The following is a 16,495-nucleotide window of genomic DNA, read 5'->3' as shown; positions in this document are numbered from 1 at the left end:
GGAAATCAGGCCTTCTGGCTGTGCAGCTCGCGCATCGCCTTGGCGAAGTCGCCGGCAAGCACGTCCGGCAGCACGCCGAGGGCAAAATCGATGCTGGCGTCGAGCTTCTCCTGCTCGGCGCGCGGCGCGCGGCCCAGGACGAAGTTGGAGACCAGTTTGGCGTCACCCGGGTGGCCGATGCCAAGCCGCAGGCGGTGGAAGTCGTTCTGGTTGCCGAGCTGCGCGATGATGTCGCGCAGGCCGTTGTGCCCACCATGGCCACCGCCGCGCTTGAGCTTGGCGACGCCCGGGGGCAGGTCGAGTTCGTCATGCGCCACCAGGATCGCTTCCGGCTTGATGCGGAAGAAATTGGCCAAGGCCGCCACGGCCTGGCCGCTGCGGTTCATGTAGGTGGTGGGGATGAGCAAGCGAACGTCGTTGCCCTGATGGCTGAACTTGGCCGTCAGGCCGAAATACTTGCGGTCAGCGGTCAACGAGACGCGCTGGGCGCTGGCAATGCGTTCAACGAAAAGAGCCCCTGCGTTATGCCGGGTCTGTTCGTATTCGGGGCCGGGGTTACCCAGGCCGACGATCAACTGGATGGCGGTCACGTCAGGGGCTCTTCCTTGGAGTTGGTGGGTTACAGTGCGCGCGGCACTGTAACCCGATCAACGCCGGCGCGCGAGTGGATTACTCGGCAGCGCCTTCTGCTTCTGGAGCAACGCGTGGAGCGTGAACGTTGGCAACAGCTTTGTCATCACCGTGGGCCAGAGCGACGAACTCTACGCCTTTCGGAGCTTTCAGGTCCGACAGGTGGATGATGGTGCCGATTTCAGCGTTGGCCAGGTCGACTTCGATGAACTCAGGCAGGTCCTTGGCTTCGCAGGAAACTTCGATCTCGGCCTCTACGTGGGAGATCTCGCCGCCTTTCTTGACCGGGGCTTCTTCGTTGATGAAGTGAACCGGTACCTTGGCGGTCAGTTTCTGGCCAGCAACGACGCGAACGAAGTCGGCGTGCATGATGAAGCCTTTGGCCGGGTGACGCTGCAGGGCCTTGACCACGACGTTCTGCTTGGTGCCGTCGACGTTCAGTTCCAGAACGTGGCTGAAGGCAGCCTCGTTTTCGAACAGCTTGGTGATTTCCTTGGCCAGGATGGTCAGGGACTGAGCGTCCTGGTTACCACCGTAGACAACGGCTGGGATGTTCGCGGAGTGACGCAGGCGGCGGCTCGCACCTTTCCCCAGGTCAGTACGCGCTTGGGCGTTCAGAGTGAATTCGGTCATTTTGTTTCTCCAAAATAGCCCCCCGAGGGCGTTTGCGACCAGCGCCAACGGGGATGGCAAAAAAGCCCCGCCCCAACAACCAGTGTTGGGGCGGGGCGCTTTTCGTCAGCGTGTGTTCCGCTTAGCGGAACATCGCGCTGATCGATTCTTCGTTGCTGATGCGGCGTACCGCTTCAGCGACAACCGGTGCGATATCCAGCTGGCGGATACGGTCACAGGCTTGAGCAGCGGCGGACAGCGGAACGGTGTTGGTCACCACCAGCTCGTCCAGTACCGACTTCTCGATGTTCTCGATCGCGCGGCCCGACAGGACAGGGTGCGTGCAGTAGGCGTAAACCTTGGCAGCGCCGTGTTCTTTCAGGGCTTTGGCCGCGTGGCACAGGGTGCCGGCGGTGTCGACCATGTCGTCTACCAGGATGCAGGTGCGCCCTTCGACGTCGCCGATGATGTGCATGACCTCGGAGTGGTTAGCCTTCTCGCGGCGCTTGTCGATGATACCCAGGTCGACGCCCAGGGACTTGGCGACGGCACGTGCGCGCACGACACCACCGATGTCCGGGGAGACGATCATCAGGTTCTCGAAACGCTGGTCTTCGATATCGTCGACCAGCACGGGCGAGCCGTAGATGTTGTCGACCGGGATATCGAAGAAACCCTGGATCTGGTCAGCGTGCAGGTCGACGGTGAGTACACGGTCGATACCGACGACAGTGAGCATGTCAGCGACGACTTTGGCGCTGATGGCTACACGTGCCGAACGCGGACGGCGGTCCTGGCGGGCGTATCCGAAGTAAGGAATCACGGCGGTGATTCGGGATGCTGAGGAGCGGCGGAAGGCGTCGGCCATCACTACCAGTTCCATCAGGTTATCGTTGGTCGGGGCACAGGTCGGCTGAATAATGAAAACGTCTTTACCACGAACGTTTTCATTGATCTCAGTGCTGATCTCGCCGTCGGAGAATTTACCGACAGAGACGTCACCGAGAGGGATATGCAGCTGACGTACTACACGCCGAGCCAGATCGGGGTTGGCATTCCCCGTAAAGACCATCATCTTGGACACGCGCAGTACCTGGAGGCTGAGGGTAACCTGGATGAGTATAAGGAAAATGGCAGGGGCGGCTGGATTCGAACCAACGCATGGCAGGATCAAAACCTGCTGCCTTACCGCTTGGCGACGCCCCTGTATCTGTTGCTGCGAACGCTTATGCGCTCGACTTCTTGATCAGACTTTGCAGCTTGCGATGCAACATCGAAATATTGCTTCCTTTCGCCACAAACCCTGTTTGGGTCGCTGAAAGAAGGGCCAGAACTTTATCAGCTTCGGCTTTGCTTGGGAAGGCCCCAAACACACAACTTCCAGTTCCGGTTAGCCGAGCTTCAGTGAATTTGCCCAAAGAATTCAACGCATTGCGAACTTCCGGGTAACTCTGCTCTACCACCGGTTGGCAGTCATTTCGACTGTTTCCCTCGGGAACGGGGCGCATCTTAAGGGGCAGTGAATCACGTGTCAACTGCGGATGTGAAAAAATTTCTGCTGTGCTGACAGACACTTGCGGCACCAGCACGACATACCACGGCTCGCTCGGGTCGACCGGGGTCAGTTGTTCGCCCACGCCTTGAGCGAAGGCCGCGTGGCCGCGCACGAACACCGGTACATCGGCACCCAGGCTCAGGCCCAGGGCGGCCAGGCGGTCTTCGTCCCAGCCCAGTTGCCACAGGTGGGCGAGGGCCAGCAGGGTGGTGGCGGCGTCCGAGCTGCCACCACCGATGCCACCGCCCATGGGCAGTACCTTGGTCAGCCAGATGTCGGCGCCCAGCGTCGTGCCGGATTGCGCCTGCAGCATACGTGCGGCACGCACGATCAGGTTGCTGTCGTGCGGTACGGTCTCGATTTCGGTGTGCAGGCGAATCACGCCATCGTCTCGCACGGTGAAACTCAGCTCGTCGCCGTGGTCGAGAAACTGGAACACGGTTTCCAGTTCGTGATAGCCGTCAGCGCGGCGGCCGATGATATGCAGCCACAGGTTGAGCTTGGCCGGGGCGGGCAGGGTCAGCGTGTGCATGGATCAGTGCCCCAGCTGGCGCGGCTGCCAGTCCTTGACCACCAGGGTAACGTCGAGGTCCTTGCCGTGCAGCTTCAGGCGTTCGGGCAGCCAGTAGCCGTTCTGTTCGGTGTAGCTCAGGTACTGCACCTGCCAGCCGTCCTGGTCAAGGCTGGCCAGGCGGCTGTCGCCATCCAGGGTCAGTTTGCTCTTGCTGTCTGGGGCAGGCAGGCCGCGCACCCACCAGACCAGGTGCGAGACCGGCAGTTGCCAGCCCAGTTGCTCTTCCAGCAAGGCCTCGGGGCTGCTGGCCTCGTAGCGGCCCTGGTTGGCCACTTCCAGCACCACGCCGCCGGGGCGGCCGGTCAGGCGTGCGGCGCCACGGCCCAGCGGGCCGGCCAGGCGGATGTCGTAGTAGTCCTGGCGTTGCAGCCAGAACAGCGTGCCGCTGCCGGAATCACGCGGGGCGCGGATGCCGACCTTGCCGTTGATCTGCCAGCCATCGAGGCTGCTCAACTGCTCTTTATGGGCGCGCCACTGCTGCGGGTTGCCGTGGCCCTCCAGGGCCTCGCGGCTACCGAAGCCGGCACAGCCGGCCAGCAGGGCGATCAGGGTGAAGGTGATGCAATGGCGCAGGAACATGGCGTTAAAGAGTCTCGGATCCGGTCAGGCGCAGGAGGGTCTTGCGCAGGATGGGGCTGTCGGCCTGGGCGGCGAAGCCCTTGGCCCAGACCTGGCGGGCTTCGCGGCGCTTGCCGTTGGCCCACAGCACTTCGCCCAGGTGGGCGGCCACTTCATGGTCGGGGAAGCTGGCGAATGCCCGGCGCAGGTACGACTCGGCCTCGTCCAGGTTGCCCAGGCGATAATTGACCCAGCCCAGGCTGTCGAGTATCGCCGGGTCATCCGGGGTCAACTGGTGGGCCTTGTCGATCAGCGCCTTGGCTTCGCTGTAGCGGGTGGTGCGGTCTGCCAGGGTATAGCCCAGGGCATTCAGCGCCATGGCATTTTCCGGTTCGCGGGCGATGATCGCGCGCAGATCCTTTTCCATCTGCGGCAGGTCGTCGCGTTTTTCCGCCAGCATGGCGCGGGTGTACAGCAGGTTGAGGTCGTCCGGGTAGCGCTGGATGGCCTGCTGCAGGACCTGGCTGGCCTGGGCGTCCTTGTTGTTGTTGCTGTAGCTTTCCGACTCGATCAGGTACAGCTGGATGGCGTAGTCCGGCTGCGCTTCGCGGGCTTCGGCGAGCAGGCGCGAGGCTTCGCTGCCGCGGCCGTTGGCAACCAGTATGTCAGCCTGGCGCAGCTGCGCCGGCAGGTAGTCGGGGCCGGGGCCGACCAGGGCGTATTCACGCAGGGCGCCGGCTGGGTCGTGGCGTTCCTCGCGGATGCGGCCCAGGTTCAGGTGCGCGGCGTCGACATTGCTGTCGCGCTCGATCAGCTCCTGCAGGTAGCCCTCGGCTTCATCCCAGTCTTTGTTTTCCAGACATACCAGGGCCAGTGAATAGCGCAGTTCGTCGTCGTCGGGGTATTGCTGGACCAGGCTGAGGAATTCGCCCTTGGCATCAGCAATACGGTCCTGTTCGACCAGGGTCCGTGCGTAGGTCAGGCGCAGGCGTTTGTCATCTGGGTTGTCGCGGATCGCCCCGCGCAGCAGTGGCAGCGCTTCCGGGCCGCGGTTCAAGGCCTGGAGCAAGCGGGAGCGCAACAGGATCGGGGCGATTTCGCCATTCTGCGCCGGGTGCGCTTCGAGCAGGTCGAGGGCTTCCTGGGCCTTGCCGTCCTGGTTCAGCAGCAACGCCTTGCCGAACACCAGCTGGCTGTTGTCCGGATATTTGACCAGCAGGCGGTCGAAGCTCTGCATCAGGCCATCGCGGGTGCTCTGGTCGGTTTCGGCGGCGGACAGGGCGAGGAAGTCGAAGTGGGTGTCCCCCTGGCCTTGCAGCACCTTCTCCATATAGTTCATGGAATCGTCATAGCGGCCGGCACGTGCCAGCTGGATGGCGGCGGCGCGTTGGGCGTCGAGATTCTCCGGGGCGTTCTTGGCCCAGATCAGCGCGCTGTCCAGGGCCGGCTCGTCGGCACCGAGGTATTCGGCGATCCGATAGGCGCGTTCGGAGACGCCCGGGTCCTGGGTCTTCTCGGCCTGGTCGGCGTAGTTGGCCAGAGCGATGTCGAAGCGGTTGCGTTGCCCGGCCAGTTCCGCCACCAGCAGGCTATAGAGCGTTTCCTGCTTGAACGAGCCATACACCACGGGCTTCTCCGCCTCGCGCTTGGCAGCCTCGGCAATGGGAGGCTCGGCCTTTTGTGGAGCCAGGCTCTGGCAGCCCTGGAGCAGGGCGAAGGCAAGCAGCAATGCGTATGGTTTGTTCATAAAAGGCTTTAGAAAGACTCACCGGCGGTCGGAGCATGATGACACAAGCGCGGGGGCAAACCCACCCGTGCCGTGGCTGGTTAACTGCGACCTTTGAGGGGGGGAAGGGTTCCGGGAGCGGGCGTGGCTGTGCCGTGTGCATTTCTTGAATGGTGTGGTGGCGTTCGATTTCCGCGCCAGCGCAACTCCATCGGTATACACCACCGGTTCCCCCAACGCCAACGACATGCCCCTGCGATGAGCGCAATAGCGAACGGTGGTTGTCCTGAAACCTGTGAAAGAGGACAATTATCGGCTTCCCGTCACAACCAGCGACCTTGCATGGCCTTTCTTGCACTTGGTATCAACCATAAGACTGCCTCGGTAGACGTACGCGAGCGCGTGGCGTTTACCCCAGAGCAGCTGGTAGACGCCCTGCAGCAGCTCTGCCGGCTGACCTCCAGCCGCGAAGCGGCAATCCTGTCGACCTGCAACCGTAGCGAGCTCTACATTGAGCAGGACCAGCTGTCCGCCGATGCCGTGCTGCAATGGCTGGCCGACTATCACCGGCTCAGCCTGGACGAGCTGCGCGCCAGCGCCTACGTGCACGAAGAACACGAGGCGGTGAAGCACATGATGCGCGTGGCCTCGGGCCTGGATTCGCTGGTGCTCGGCGAGCCGCAGATCCTCGGTCAGATGAAGTCCGCCTATGCCGTGGCGCGCGAAGCCGGTACCGTCGGCCCGCTGCTCGGGCGCCTGTTCCAGGCCACCTTCAGCGCCGCCAAGCAGGTGCGTACCGACACCGCCATTGGCGAAAACCCGGTGTCGGTGGCGTTCGCCGCGGTCAGCCTGGCCAAGCAGATCTTCAGCGACCTGGGCCGCAGCCAGGCGCTGCTGATCGGTGCCGGTGAAACCATCACCCTGGTGGCCCGCCACCTGCACGAGCAGGGCGTGCGCCGCATCGTCGTCGCCAACCGGACTCTGGAGCGGGCCAGCATCCTCGCCGAACAGTTCGGCGCGCATGCCGTGCTGCTGGCCGACATCCCCCAGGAGCTGGCCAACAGCGACATCGTCATCAGCTCCACCGCCAGCCAGCTGCCGATCCTCGGCAAGGGCGCTGTAGAAAGCGCGCTGAAGCAGCGCCGGCACAAACCGATCTTCATGGTCGACATCGCCGTGCCACGCGACATCGAAACCGAAGTCGGTGAGCTGGACGATGTCTACCTGTACACTGTCGATGACCTGCACGACGTGGTGGCGGAAAACCTCAAGAGCCGCCAGGGCGCAGCCCAGGCCGCCGAAGAGCTGGTGGCCGTCGGGGCGGAAGATTTCATGCTGCGCCTGCGCGAGCTGGCCGCAGTGGACGTGCTCAAGGCCTACCGCCAGCAAAGCGAGCGCCTGCGCGACGAAGAACTGCAAAAGGCCCTGCGCCTGCTGGCCAACGGCGGCAACCCCGAGGATGTGCTGGCCCAGCTGGCCCGGGGGCTGACCAACAAACTCCTGCATGCGCCCAGCGTGCAACTGAAAAGGCTCTCGGCCGAGGGCCGCCTCGATGCGCTGGCCATGGCCCAGGAACTCTTTGCCCTCAACGAGGGCTCGACGGACAAATCCCCGCAATGAAAGCGTCGCTGCTGAACAAACTGGAAATCCTCCAGGACCGCTTCGAAGAACTCACCGCATTGCTCGGTGATGCCGAGGTCATTTCCGACCAGACGCGCTTCCGCGCCTATTCCCGTGAATACGCCGAAGTCGAGCCGGTCTACGCTGCATATAAAGAGTGGCGCAAAGTCCAGGACGACCTCGAAGGCGCCCAGGCGCTGCTCAAGGACAGTGACCCGGACCTGCGCGAAATGGCCGTGGAAGAAGTGCGTGAAGCCAAGGAGCAACTGCTGACGCTGGAGGCGCAGCTGCAACGCATGCTGCTGCCCAAGGACCCCAACGACGGCCGCAACGTATTCCTCGAAATCCGCGCCGGCACCGGTGGCGACGAGGCGGCGATTTTTTCCGGCGACCTGTTCCGTATGTATTCGCGCTACGCCGAAAAACGCGGCTGGCGTCTGGAAATCCTCTCCGAGAACGAAGGCGAGCACGGCGGTTACAAGGAAATCATCGCCCGCGTCGAGGGTGACAGCGTGTACGGCAAGCTCAAGTTCGAGTCTGGTGCGCACCGCGTACAGCGGGTGCCGGAGACCGAATCCCAGGGCCGTATCCACACCTCCGCATGCACCGTGGCGGTACTGCCCGAGCCGGACGAACAGGCTGCCATCGAAATCAACCCGGCCGACCTGCGCGTGGACACCTACCGTGCGTCCGGTGCCGGTGGCCAGCACGTCAACAAGACCGACTCGGCGATCCGCATCACTCACTTGCCGACCGGCATCGTGGTCGAGTGCCAGGAAGAGCGTTCGCAGCACAAGAACCGTGCCCGCGCCATGTCCTGGCTGTCGGCCAAGCTCAACGACATGCAGACCAGCGCCGCGCAGAACGCCATCGCTACCGAGCGTAAGCTGCTGGTCGGTTCGGGCGACCGTTCCGAGCGTATCCGCACATACAATTATCCACAGGGCCGGGTCACCGACCACCGTATCAACCTGACCCTGTACTCGCTGGACGACATCCTCGCCGGTGGCGTGGAGGCCGTCATCGAACCGCTGCTGGCCGAATACCAGGCCGATCAGCTGGCCGCGCTGGGGGACTGATGACCATCATCGCCAGCCTGCTGCGCAACGCGCAGTTGCCAGAGTCGCCCACCGAGCGGCTGGATGCCGAGCTGTTGCTGGCAGCAGCCATCGGCAAGTCGCGCAGCTACCTGCACACCTGGCCCGAGCGGATCGTCAGCAGCGAAGATGCCGAGACCTATGCCAGTTACCTGCAGCGCCGCCGCGACGGCGAACCGGTCGCCTACATTCTCGGGCAGCAGGGCTTCTGGACGCTCGATCTGGAGGTGGCCCCCCACACCCTGATTCCGCGGCCGGATACCGAGCTGCTGGTCGAGACCGCCCTTGAACTGCAACCCGCCACGCCGGCCAGGGTCCTTGACCTGGGCACTGGTACCGGCGCGATTGCCCTGGCCCTGGCCAGCGATCGCCCGGCCTGGCAGGTAACCGCAGTCGACCGGGTGGAGGAGGCCGCTGCCCTGGCCGAGCGCAACCGCCAGCGCCTGGGCCTGGCAAACGTCCAGGTGCGGGTCAGCCACTGGTTCGACAACCTTGCCGGCGAGCGTTTCGACCTGATCGTCAGCAACCCGCCCTACATCGCCGCCGCCGACCCGCACCTGGTCGCCGGCGACGTCCGCTTCGAGCCCAGCAGCGCACTGGTGGCCGGCGTCGATGGCCTGGACGACCTGCGTGTCATCGCTGCCCAAGCCCCCGCGCATCTGGTCGCAGGCGGCTGGCTGTTGCTGGAACACGGCTATGATCAGGCAGCGGCGGTCCGCGCCTTGCTGGCTGAACAAGGCTTCATCGAGGTCGCCAGTCGCACTGACCTGGGCGGCCATGAACGCATTACCCTGGGACGCCTGCCATGCTGAGTGATCAGGAACTGCTGCGTTACAGCCGGCAGGTATTGCTGGCCCAGATCGACATCGACGGCCAGTTGCGCCTCAAGCAGAGCAAGGCGCTGATCGTCGGGCTCGGTGGCCTGGGGTCGCCGGTCGCCTTGTACCTGGCCGCTGCCGGTGTGGGCGAGCTGCACCTGGCCGACTTCGATACCGTCGACCTGACCAACCTGCAACGCCAGGTGATTCATGACAATGCCAGCGTCGGCATGAGCAAGGTCGATTCGGCCATGCAGCGCTTGCAGGCGATCAACCCGGAAATCAGCCTGGTCGCCCATCGCCAGGCCCTGGACGAGGACTCGCTGGCCGCTGCCGTGGCGGCAGTCGACCTGGTGCTGGATTGCTCGGACAACTTCAGCACCCGCGAGGCGGTCAATGCCGCCTGTGTCGCGGCGGTCAAGCCGCTGGTCAGCGGTGCCGCGATCCGCCTGGAAGGGCAGCTTTCCGTATTCGACCCACGGCGCGACTACAGTCCTTGCTACCACTGCCTGTACGGCCATGGTAGCGAAGCCGAACTGACGTGCAGTGAAGCCGGCGTGATTGGGCCCCTCGTTGGCCTGGTGGGCAGCCTGCAAGCGTTGGAGGCCATGAAGCTGCTGGCCGGCTTTGGCGAGCCGCTGGTCGGGCGCCTGCTGCTGATCGATGCCCTCGGCACCCGCATCCGTGAATTGCGGGTCAAGCGTGATCCCGCCTGTGCAGTGTGCGGCAAGCGCGATGGCTGAGCGCTCGGCGCCGATCGGCGTGATGGATTCGGGGGTCGGTGGCTTGTCGGTGCTCGCCGAGATCCAGCGCCTGCTGCCTGGCGAGACGCTACTGTACGTGGCCGATTGCGGTCACGTGCCGTATGGCGAAAAGACCCCGGACTACATCCGCGAGCGCTGCCGGCGAATTGCCGGGTTCTTTCATGAACAAGGCGCCAAGGCCATGGTACTGGCTTGCAACACGGCGACGGTGGCGGCGGTGGCCGATTTGCGCGAACTTTACCCGACCTGGCCGCTGGTTGGCATGGAGCCGGCGGTGAAGCCCGCTGCGGCTGCCACGCGCTCGGGGGTGGTCGGTGTGCTGGCGACCACCGGTACCCTGCAGAGTGCCAAGTTCGCCGCCTTGCTCGACCGTTTTGCCAGCGACGTTCAGGTCGTGACGCAGCCTTGCCCCGGGCTGGTAGAGCGGATCGAAGCAGGCGACCTGGCCAGCCCGGCATTGCGCCGGTTGTTGCAAGGCTACGTGCAGCCTTTGCTGGCGGCGGGCTGCGATACCCTGATCCTCGGCTGCACCCATTATCCCTTCCTGCGCCCCCTGCTGGCCGACCTGGTACCAGCTGACGTGGCGATCATCGACACTGGCGCCGCGGTCGCCCGTCAACTGCAGCGCTTGTTGGGCGCCCATGACTTGCTAGCCGAAGGGCCAGCCGGCGCCACCCGCTTCTGGACCAGCGCTGATCCGCAGTTGATGAGAAAAATCCTACCTTTGCTGTGGCATAAGTCCGACAGTGTGCAAAGCTTTGCGTTGTGAAAAAAACGTGAAATCGAGCTGAACTATCGTACCAATGCCGCTTTCTACCGTGTGCCTGAAATGAGGCGGACACTAACAACAGCATCAGGAAGAAGGATGTTTCTCATGAAGAAACTGCTGTGCTTGGCGGCGGCTGCCGTCGTGACCTTGGGGCAAGCACTATCGGCGCAGGCCGCCGACGTTTCGTTTTCGGTGGGGCAGACCGGCGACTCGACCATGGTCTACCGGCTGGGGCTGCAATCGAACTGGGAGGCGAGCTGGTGGCAAACCAGTGTCGGTCGCCTGACCGGGTACTGGGATGGGGCCTACAGCTATTGGGACGGTGACGAGACCGCCAGTAACCACAGCCTCTCGTTCGCGCCGGTATTCGTCTATGAGTTTGCCGGTGACTCGGTGAAGCCCTACATCGAGGCGGGGATCGGCGTGGCGGCGTTCTCCAGCACCGAGCTGGAAGACAACCAGCTAGGCTCGTCGTTCCAGTTCGAAGACCGTATCGGCTTTGGTTTGCGTTTTACCGGTGGGCATGAGATCGGAGTGCGGGCGATCCACTATTCCAACGCCGGCATCAAACAACCGAACGACGGTGTGGAAAGCTACAGCCTGCATTACCGCATGGCGCTGTGAGTCAGCGATAGCGGCCCTGTGGCCGCTGCCCGCATGCAGATTCATCGTCTTGTAGGCAGCGGCCACAGGCTGGCCGGGTCCAGAGCTTCCAGCACCAGCTCCGGTGCATTCTGCGGCCACCGCCGTAACAGCTCTTCTGCCGCGCTCTGCGGTGTCCAGGCCTCCGGTATTGCCTGCGCCGAGATCACGGGTGCCTTGAGCGACTGTGGGCCCACCACGGTCAGCGCGACCCCCTGAGCCTGCAACGCCTGGCGCCGCTCGCGCAGCCACTTCGGCATGTTGTTCCAGCCTGCGCTCGGCTGCGTCGGCGCATACAACTGCAGCGCAGAATAACGATTGAAAACCGCCATTACCTGCGGGGAGTCGCCGTTGGCCAGCAAGGGCAACGCCTGGGCCAGGCAATGTTCGCCGGCCAACTGGTTGCTGGTGACGATCGCTTCGAACAGCTGGCTGTCGGCCACGTCAGCCGGCAGGTAGTCGCAGGTCCCCGCATTGAGGATCAGGCCATCCAGCGCGCACCAGGCATGGCAAAGCATCTCGCCGGCCTGCGCCGCCTGCTGTTCTTCATGCAACTGCCAGGGCAGACGCAGCAGTCGGCGCCCATAGCGTGCCGCCAGGGCATCCAGTACCTCGCCATGCTTGCCGCTTGCCGCTACCCGGTGTCCTTGGCCAAGCAAGCTTTCCACTAACGCCAACCCTAGTCCATTGTCGGCACCCGTTACCCAGATACGACGCGCGTTGTTCACGATACTGCCCTCTGATCCTGCCGGTGCGGGAGGCTTCTGAATGCTTCCAGTACACGCTGGCGACTACTGTCGAGATCGACAATCGGACTGTGATACGAATGTTTAGCAAAAAGATCGGCATTCTTCACGGGTAAATGAATGGATTTTTCACCCAGGCCCTGCAATTCCGGCAACCAGTGGCGAATGAAGCGCCCCTCAGGGTCGAAACGCTGCGACTGCGAAACCGGGTTGAACAGGCGGAAATAGGGTACGGCGTCGGTGCCGGTGGACGCGCTCCACTGCCAACCGCCATTGTTGGCGGCGAGGTCGCCATCGATCAGGTGACGCATGAAGTGGCGTTCGCCCTTGCGCCAGTCGATCAACAGGTTCTTGCTGAGGAACATGGCCACGATCATGCGCAGGCGGTTGTGCATCCACCCGGTGTGCAGCAACTGGCGCATCGCGGCGTCGATGATCGGGTAGCCGGTGCGTCCCTGTGCCCAGGCTTCGAGATCGGCCGGCGCGTCGCGCCAGGGCAAGGCCTCAGTCTGGGCGCGGAAGGCACGGTGGCGCGAGACCTGTGGATAACCGGTCAGGATGTGTTTGTAGAATTCGCGCCAGAGCAGTTCGTTGATCCAGGTCTGCACGCCGCTGCTGCCAGTGTCGAATTCGCCCCGGTTGCTGGCCAGGGCAGCGTGCAGGCATTGGCGCGGCGAGATCACTCCAGCGGCCAGGTAAGGGGAAAGCTGGCTGGTGCCGGGCTTGGCGGGCAGGTCGCGCAGTTGCTGGTAATCGTCGATGGTTTCGTCAACAAAGCGGGCCAGCCGCGCCTGTGCCTCGGCCTCACCGGCCGGCCAGTGTTCGCGCAGGGCGCGGCCCGGCTTTTCGAAGCCATCCAGCTGCTCGGGTATGGGGTCGCTGGCAACCTGTAGCGGTGCCTGGCGCTGCACCCGCCGGGCCAGGGCCGGCAGGCCGCGGTGCAGGTGCTCCAGGCAGCTCTTCTTGAACTGGCTGAAAACCTGGAAGTAGTCGCCACTGCGGGTGAGGATGGTGCCGGGACGAAAAAACAACTGGTCGAGATGGCTGTTGGCATGGATGCCTGATCGTTCCAGCAGCGCGCGGGTGGCGTCGTCGCGGCGCTGCTCGTTGAGGCCGTATTCTTCGTTCCAGTGCACGCTGTGCACCCGATGCTGGCGGCATACCTCGAGCACGGCCTGTGGCGCCTGGTCCCAGGTGTCGATCGTGCGGATCAGCAAGGGGATGTTCAGCCGCGCCAGCGACTGCCTCAGGTCACGCAGGTTACGCAGCCAGAAATCGACCTTGCAGGCGGCGTCGTCGTGGGCTCGCCACTGCCCGGGGCTGACCAGCCACAGGGCGATGGTCGGGCCACGTTCAGTGGCGGCACTGAGTGCGGTGTTGTCGTCGATGCGCAGGTCACTGCGCAGCCAGGTCAAGTGCATGATGAGTCCGGTCCTGAAGGCGGCCTGTCAGTGCCCTGAAGCAAGCGCAGGGCTGCGTGTGGGGTGTCGAAGAAGGAGAGGGCGCGATGGTCGAGGTTGGCCAGCGGCACTTCGTGCATGGCCAGTGTCGAGCCGCCCAGCAGGGCGGGAACTGGCAAGCTGCGCAGCATGCGTTGCAGCGCCTTTGCATCGATGCGCGGGCCAAGGTGCAGGATGACCGCGCGCACCTTGAGGGAAGTGGCGGCATGGCTGAGCTGTGCAGCGCCGATGGGATGCTCCAGCACTTCGACCGCAATACCATTGTTGGTCAGCAACCAGGCGCATAACCACAATTCGGGGTTGAAGCCGCGCTGGTAGTCATCGGCCAGCAACACCGCCGGGCCTGGCAACAACTGGTTGTCGTGATAGACCCGGGCGCCGAGCTTGCTGCGCAACCATGTGTTGAAGAAAATCTGCTCCAGCCCGGCATTGAAGTAGTTGCGCCAGCGCAGTTCAAGAATGTCGAGCAGCGGTAGCAGCAGTTGTTCACACAGGGTAACCGCCGGGTATAGCGCCATGGCCTGGTTGAGCTGCTGGTCGAGCGCACGTTGTGAAAGATTGGCGATGGCATCGACCAGCTGGAACTGCCTGGCTTGCCAATCCCCTTTGGGCGGCGTGGCGGTGGGCTTGTCGAGAAGCTCGCCGACCTGGCTGACCGATGCGCCACGTTGCAGCCAGGCGAGGATCGCCTCCACTCGTTCGACCTGGGCCAGTGGGTACAGGCGGTGCCCCTTGGCCGTGCGCTGGGGCTTGAGCAAACCGTAACGCCGCTCCCAGGCCCGCAAGGTAACCGGGTTGACGCCAGTACGGCGGGCAAGCTCGCCGATGGGCAGGAGGATCTCAGACAGCATTGCGCAGCCCCAGGCTCTCTGGGTGCGGCTGCAGGTAGGTCTGTTGCAGCAGATACGGATCGGGGTGCTTGCGCAAATGGTGCTTGAGCAAGGTCAGTGGCACGACCAGCGGTACCATGCCTTGCTGGTACTGGCCGATGATGGCCTGCAGTTCGGCCTTGTCCTGTGGCGTCAGGGCGTCCTTGAAGTAGCCACTCAGGTGCCGCAGTACATTGCCATGTGTGCCGCGGCTGGCGCAGCGGCGCAGCGCCTGCATCAGCTGGCTGAAGTAGCGGGGGCCTATGCTTTGCGGGTCGTCTTCGCGGCGCATGCTGCCAAGCAGGCGCCCCAGGGTGCGGTAGGCCTGGGGATTGTTGGCCATCAGCAGGTACTTGTAGCGCGAATGGAACTGCACCAGCGCTCCGCGGCTCAGGCCCTCGGCCAGCAAACGCTGCCAGTCGGCATAGGCATACACCCGGCTGATGAAGTTCTCGCGCAGCACGGCATCATGCAGGCGGCCTTCCTCTTCAACGGGCAGGTCCGGGCGCTGTGCGCAAAACGCCTGGGCATACGCGCCACGCCCGCTATTGATGGCCGGGCGGCCATTGTCCTGGTACACCTTGACCCGCTCCAGTCCGCAGGACGGCGACTTTTGCATGAAGATGTAGCCACAAATTTCATCGAGTTCCGCAGCCATTTGCTCACCGTAGCTGCGCAGCGGGCCGGTCAGGTCGATGTCGGCGTTGCGGGTACCGACCACTTCCGGTCGCTCGGGGTCGCCGACCAGGCGAATGGGGTCGCGCGGTGTGCCGAGGCCAATGGCCACCTCCGGGCATACCGGCAACCAGTCGAAGTGTTCCTCGAGCTGCGTGCGACACAGGTCGGAAGCCTTGTGGCCGCCGTTGTAGCGCACGCTGTGGCCGATCAGGCAGGCGCTGATGGCAATGCGCGGCTTGCGATGAGTGGAGGGGTCGTGCATGGCTGTCTCCATAAACCTGTACGAGAAAAGAATCTTGTACAGGTTTATTCCAGCACAGCCGAGCCGTTATGCAAACTAGTATTTTTGTATAGCTTCGTCACTCAAGGTGTTCAAGCAGCCGCCGTGCGGCTTCCTGGCCACTCAGCCAGGCGCCCTCGACACGCCCGGACAGGCACCAGTCGCCGCAGGCATACAAACCTTGGTCGGCATCGGCCAACGCCCCCCACTCGTGGTTGCTGGTTGGGCGGGCGTACAGCCAGCGGTGGGCCAAGGCAAAGGTCGGCGCCGGCACCACGCAGCCGACAAGCTCGGCGAATTCGCCCCACAGCTGCTCGATCACCTCTTCCTTGGGCAGGTCGATATGTTGTCGGCTCCAGGTCGAGGTGGCGTGCAGCACCCAGGTGTCGAGCTGCTCGTCACGGCCTGGTTTGCTTCGGTTGCGGGCCACCCAGTCGAGCGGGTTGTCCTGCACGAAGCAGCCTTGCATAGGCGTGTCGAGGGAAGGCTGGAAAGCCACGGCCACGGCCCAGGTGGGTTCCATCTGCACCCCCGCTGCCACTGCGGCGAGCTTCGGGGTAGCAGCCAGCAGTGGCGTGGCCTGTGGAGCCGGCACGGCGATGACCACGCGGCTGAAGGGGCCATGACTGCAGCCTTCGGTATCCTGCAGGTGCCAGTACTGCTTGCCGCGGAACACCTCGGCGATGCGGCAGCCAAAGTTGACCGTCACATCCTTGAGCAGGCCGCGGGTAATGGCGCTCATGCGCGGCACGCCCACCCAGCGCGTCTGTTCGTCCGGCGAGGGGCTGAGTTGACCATCGCGATAGTTGTACAGCTGCGGCTTCCATTGCTCGGCCCAGCCGGCGGCGACCCATTGCTGTACCTGCTCGACAAAGCGCCGGTCACGGGCGGTGAAGTACTGGGCACCGAGATCCAGCGCGCCCGCTTCGCTGCGCTTGCTGGCCATGCGCCCGCCACTGCCATGGCCTTTGTCGAACAAGTGCACGGATTGCCCGGCCTTTTGCAAGGCCTGGGCGGCAGACAGGCCGGCGATACCGGCCCCGATGATGGCGATTGGTACTGTCATGATGGCCTCTTTAAACCGTGCTGTAAGCAGA

Annotated in this window: 17 protein-coding genes and 1 tRNA gene; 6 read left to right on the top strand and 12 right to left on the bottom strand. The window is 63.8% G+C overall.

Going from position 1 to position 16,495, the window contains the following annotated elements; genetic code table 11:
* Window positions 1-5: 5 nt before the first annotated feature.
* The 7 genes from pth to ACVWZT_RS05125 form a co-directional block, all read right to left on the bottom strand.
* Window positions 6-590, bottom strand: a complete 585-nt coding sequence (gene pth / locus ACVWZT_RS05155) for an aminoacyl-tRNA hydrolase (RefSeq protein ID WP_051095896.1) — start codon at window positions 588-590, stop codon at window positions 6-8.
* Window positions 591-669: 79 nt separating this feature from the next.
* On the bottom strand, window positions 670-1,263 hold the full coding sequence (locus tag ACVWZT_RS05150) for a 50S ribosomal protein L25/general stress protein Ctc (protein ID WP_296231815.1): 594 nt from the start codon (window positions 1,261-1,263) through the stop codon (window positions 670-672).
* A gap of 121 nt (window positions 1,264-1,384) precedes the next feature.
* A complete protein-coding gene (locus ACVWZT_RS05145; protein ID WP_003247410.1) occupies window positions 1,385-2,326 on the bottom strand; it encodes a ribose-phosphate pyrophosphokinase in 942 nt (313 codons plus the stop codon).
* 47 nt (window positions 2,327-2,373) lie between these two features.
* A tRNA-Gln gene (locus ACVWZT_RS05140) sits at window positions 2,374-2,448 on the bottom strand.
* A 20-nt stretch (window positions 2,449-2,468) separates the two neighbouring features.
* Window positions 2,469-3,329 (bottom strand): 4-(cytidine 5'-diphospho)-2-C-methyl-D-erythritol kinase, encoded by an 861-nt coding sequence (gene ispE, locus ACVWZT_RS05135; protein ID WP_457468442.1) that lies wholly within the window; start codon window positions 3,327-3,329, stop codon window positions 2,469-2,471.
* A gap of 3 nt (window positions 3,330-3,332) precedes the next feature.
* Window positions 3,333-3,950, bottom strand: coding sequence for a lipoprotein insertase outer membrane protein LolB (gene lolB, locus ACVWZT_RS05130; protein WP_170028250.1), 618 nt, complete (start codon window positions 3,948-3,950; stop codon window positions 3,333-3,335).
* 4 nt (window positions 3,951-3,954) lie between these two features.
* On the bottom strand, window positions 3,955-5,676 hold the full coding sequence (locus ACVWZT_RS05125; RefSeq protein WP_457468440.1) for a tetratricopeptide repeat protein: 1,722 nt from the start codon (window positions 5,674-5,676) through the stop codon (window positions 3,955-3,957).
* A 321-nt stretch (window positions 5,677-5,997) separates the two neighbouring features.
* Here ACVWZT_RS05125 and hemA point away from each other — a divergent pair, with 321 nt between their 5' ends.
* The 6 genes from hemA to ACVWZT_RS05095 all read left to right on the top strand — a co-directional run bounded on the left by hemA (window position 5,998) and on the right by ACVWZT_RS05095 (window position 11,347).
* Entirely contained in the window at window positions 5,998-7,275 is a 1,278-nt protein-coding gene (gene hemA, locus ACVWZT_RS05120) for a glutamyl-tRNA reductase (RefSeq protein WP_296231811.1), read from the top strand.
* Complete coding sequence (gene prfA / locus ACVWZT_RS05115) at window positions 7,272-8,354, top strand: peptide chain release factor 1 (protein ID WP_296231810.1); 1,083 nt, start codon at window positions 7,272-7,274, stop codon at window positions 8,352-8,354. Before hemA ends, prfA begins: the two co-directional genes overlap by 4 nt.
* Window positions 8,354-9,184, top strand: coding sequence for a peptide chain release factor N(5)-glutamine methyltransferase (gene prmC / locus ACVWZT_RS05110; RefSeq protein WP_296231809.1), 831 nt, complete (start codon window positions 8,354-8,356; stop codon window positions 9,182-9,184). Before prfA ends, prmC begins: the two co-directional genes overlap by 1 nt.
* Window positions 9,178-9,933 (top strand): molybdopterin-synthase adenylyltransferase MoeB, encoded by a 756-nt coding sequence (locus tag ACVWZT_RS05105; protein WP_457468439.1) that lies wholly within the window; start codon window positions 9,178-9,180, stop codon window positions 9,931-9,933. Before prmC ends, ACVWZT_RS05105 begins: the two co-directional genes overlap by 7 nt.
* Window positions 9,926-10,723 (top strand): glutamate racemase, encoded by a 798-nt coding sequence (gene murI / locus ACVWZT_RS05100; RefSeq protein WP_457468437.1) that lies wholly within the window; start codon window positions 9,926-9,928, stop codon window positions 10,721-10,723. Before ACVWZT_RS05105 ends, murI begins: the two co-directional genes overlap by 8 nt.
* Before the next feature lie 105 nt (window positions 10,724-10,828).
* Window positions 10,829-11,347, top strand: coding sequence for an acyloxyacyl hydrolase (locus tag ACVWZT_RS05095; RefSeq protein ID WP_457468435.1), 519 nt, complete (start codon window positions 10,829-10,831; stop codon window positions 11,345-11,347).
* Window positions 11,348-11,388: 41 nt separating this feature from the next.
* Here the strand turns inward: ACVWZT_RS05095 and ACVWZT_RS05090 are convergent, their stop codons facing one another.
* The 5 genes from ACVWZT_RS05090 to ACVWZT_RS05070 all read right to left on the bottom strand — a co-directional run bounded on the left by ACVWZT_RS05090 (window position 11,389) and on the right by ACVWZT_RS05070 (window position 16,464).
* On the bottom strand, window positions 11,389-12,093 hold the full coding sequence (locus ACVWZT_RS05090; protein WP_457468434.1) for an SDR family oxidoreductase: 705 nt from the start codon (window positions 12,091-12,093) through the stop codon (window positions 11,389-11,391).
* Window positions 12,090-13,532, bottom strand: a complete 1,443-nt coding sequence (gene phrB, locus ACVWZT_RS05085; protein WP_296231805.1) for a deoxyribodipyrimidine photo-lyase — start codon at window positions 13,530-13,532, stop codon at window positions 12,090-12,092. Before phrB ends, ACVWZT_RS05090 begins: the two co-directional genes overlap by 4 nt.
* A complete protein-coding gene (locus tag ACVWZT_RS05080) occupies window positions 13,523-14,422 on the bottom strand; it encodes a MerR family transcriptional regulator (RefSeq protein WP_457468433.1) in 900 nt (299 codons plus the stop codon). The genes phrB and ACVWZT_RS05080 overlap by 10 nt, the downstream gene beginning before the upstream one ends.
* Window positions 14,412-15,380, bottom strand: a complete 969-nt coding sequence (locus tag ACVWZT_RS05075; RefSeq protein ID WP_457468431.1) for a YbgA family protein — start codon at window positions 15,378-15,380, stop codon at window positions 14,412-14,414. Before ACVWZT_RS05075 ends, ACVWZT_RS05080 begins: the two co-directional genes overlap by 11 nt.
* A 97-nt stretch (window positions 15,381-15,477) precedes the next feature.
* Window positions 15,478-16,464, bottom strand: a complete 987-nt coding sequence (locus ACVWZT_RS05070; protein ID WP_296231802.1) for an NAD(P)/FAD-dependent oxidoreductase — start codon at window positions 16,462-16,464, stop codon at window positions 15,478-15,480.
* Window positions 16,465-16,495: the final 31 nt, after the last annotated feature.

This window comes from Pseudomonas sp. TE21394 (assembly GCF_054057835.1).
Note: the sequence above shows the minus strand (reverse complement) of the source record. Positions and strands in the feature narration are given on the sequence as shown.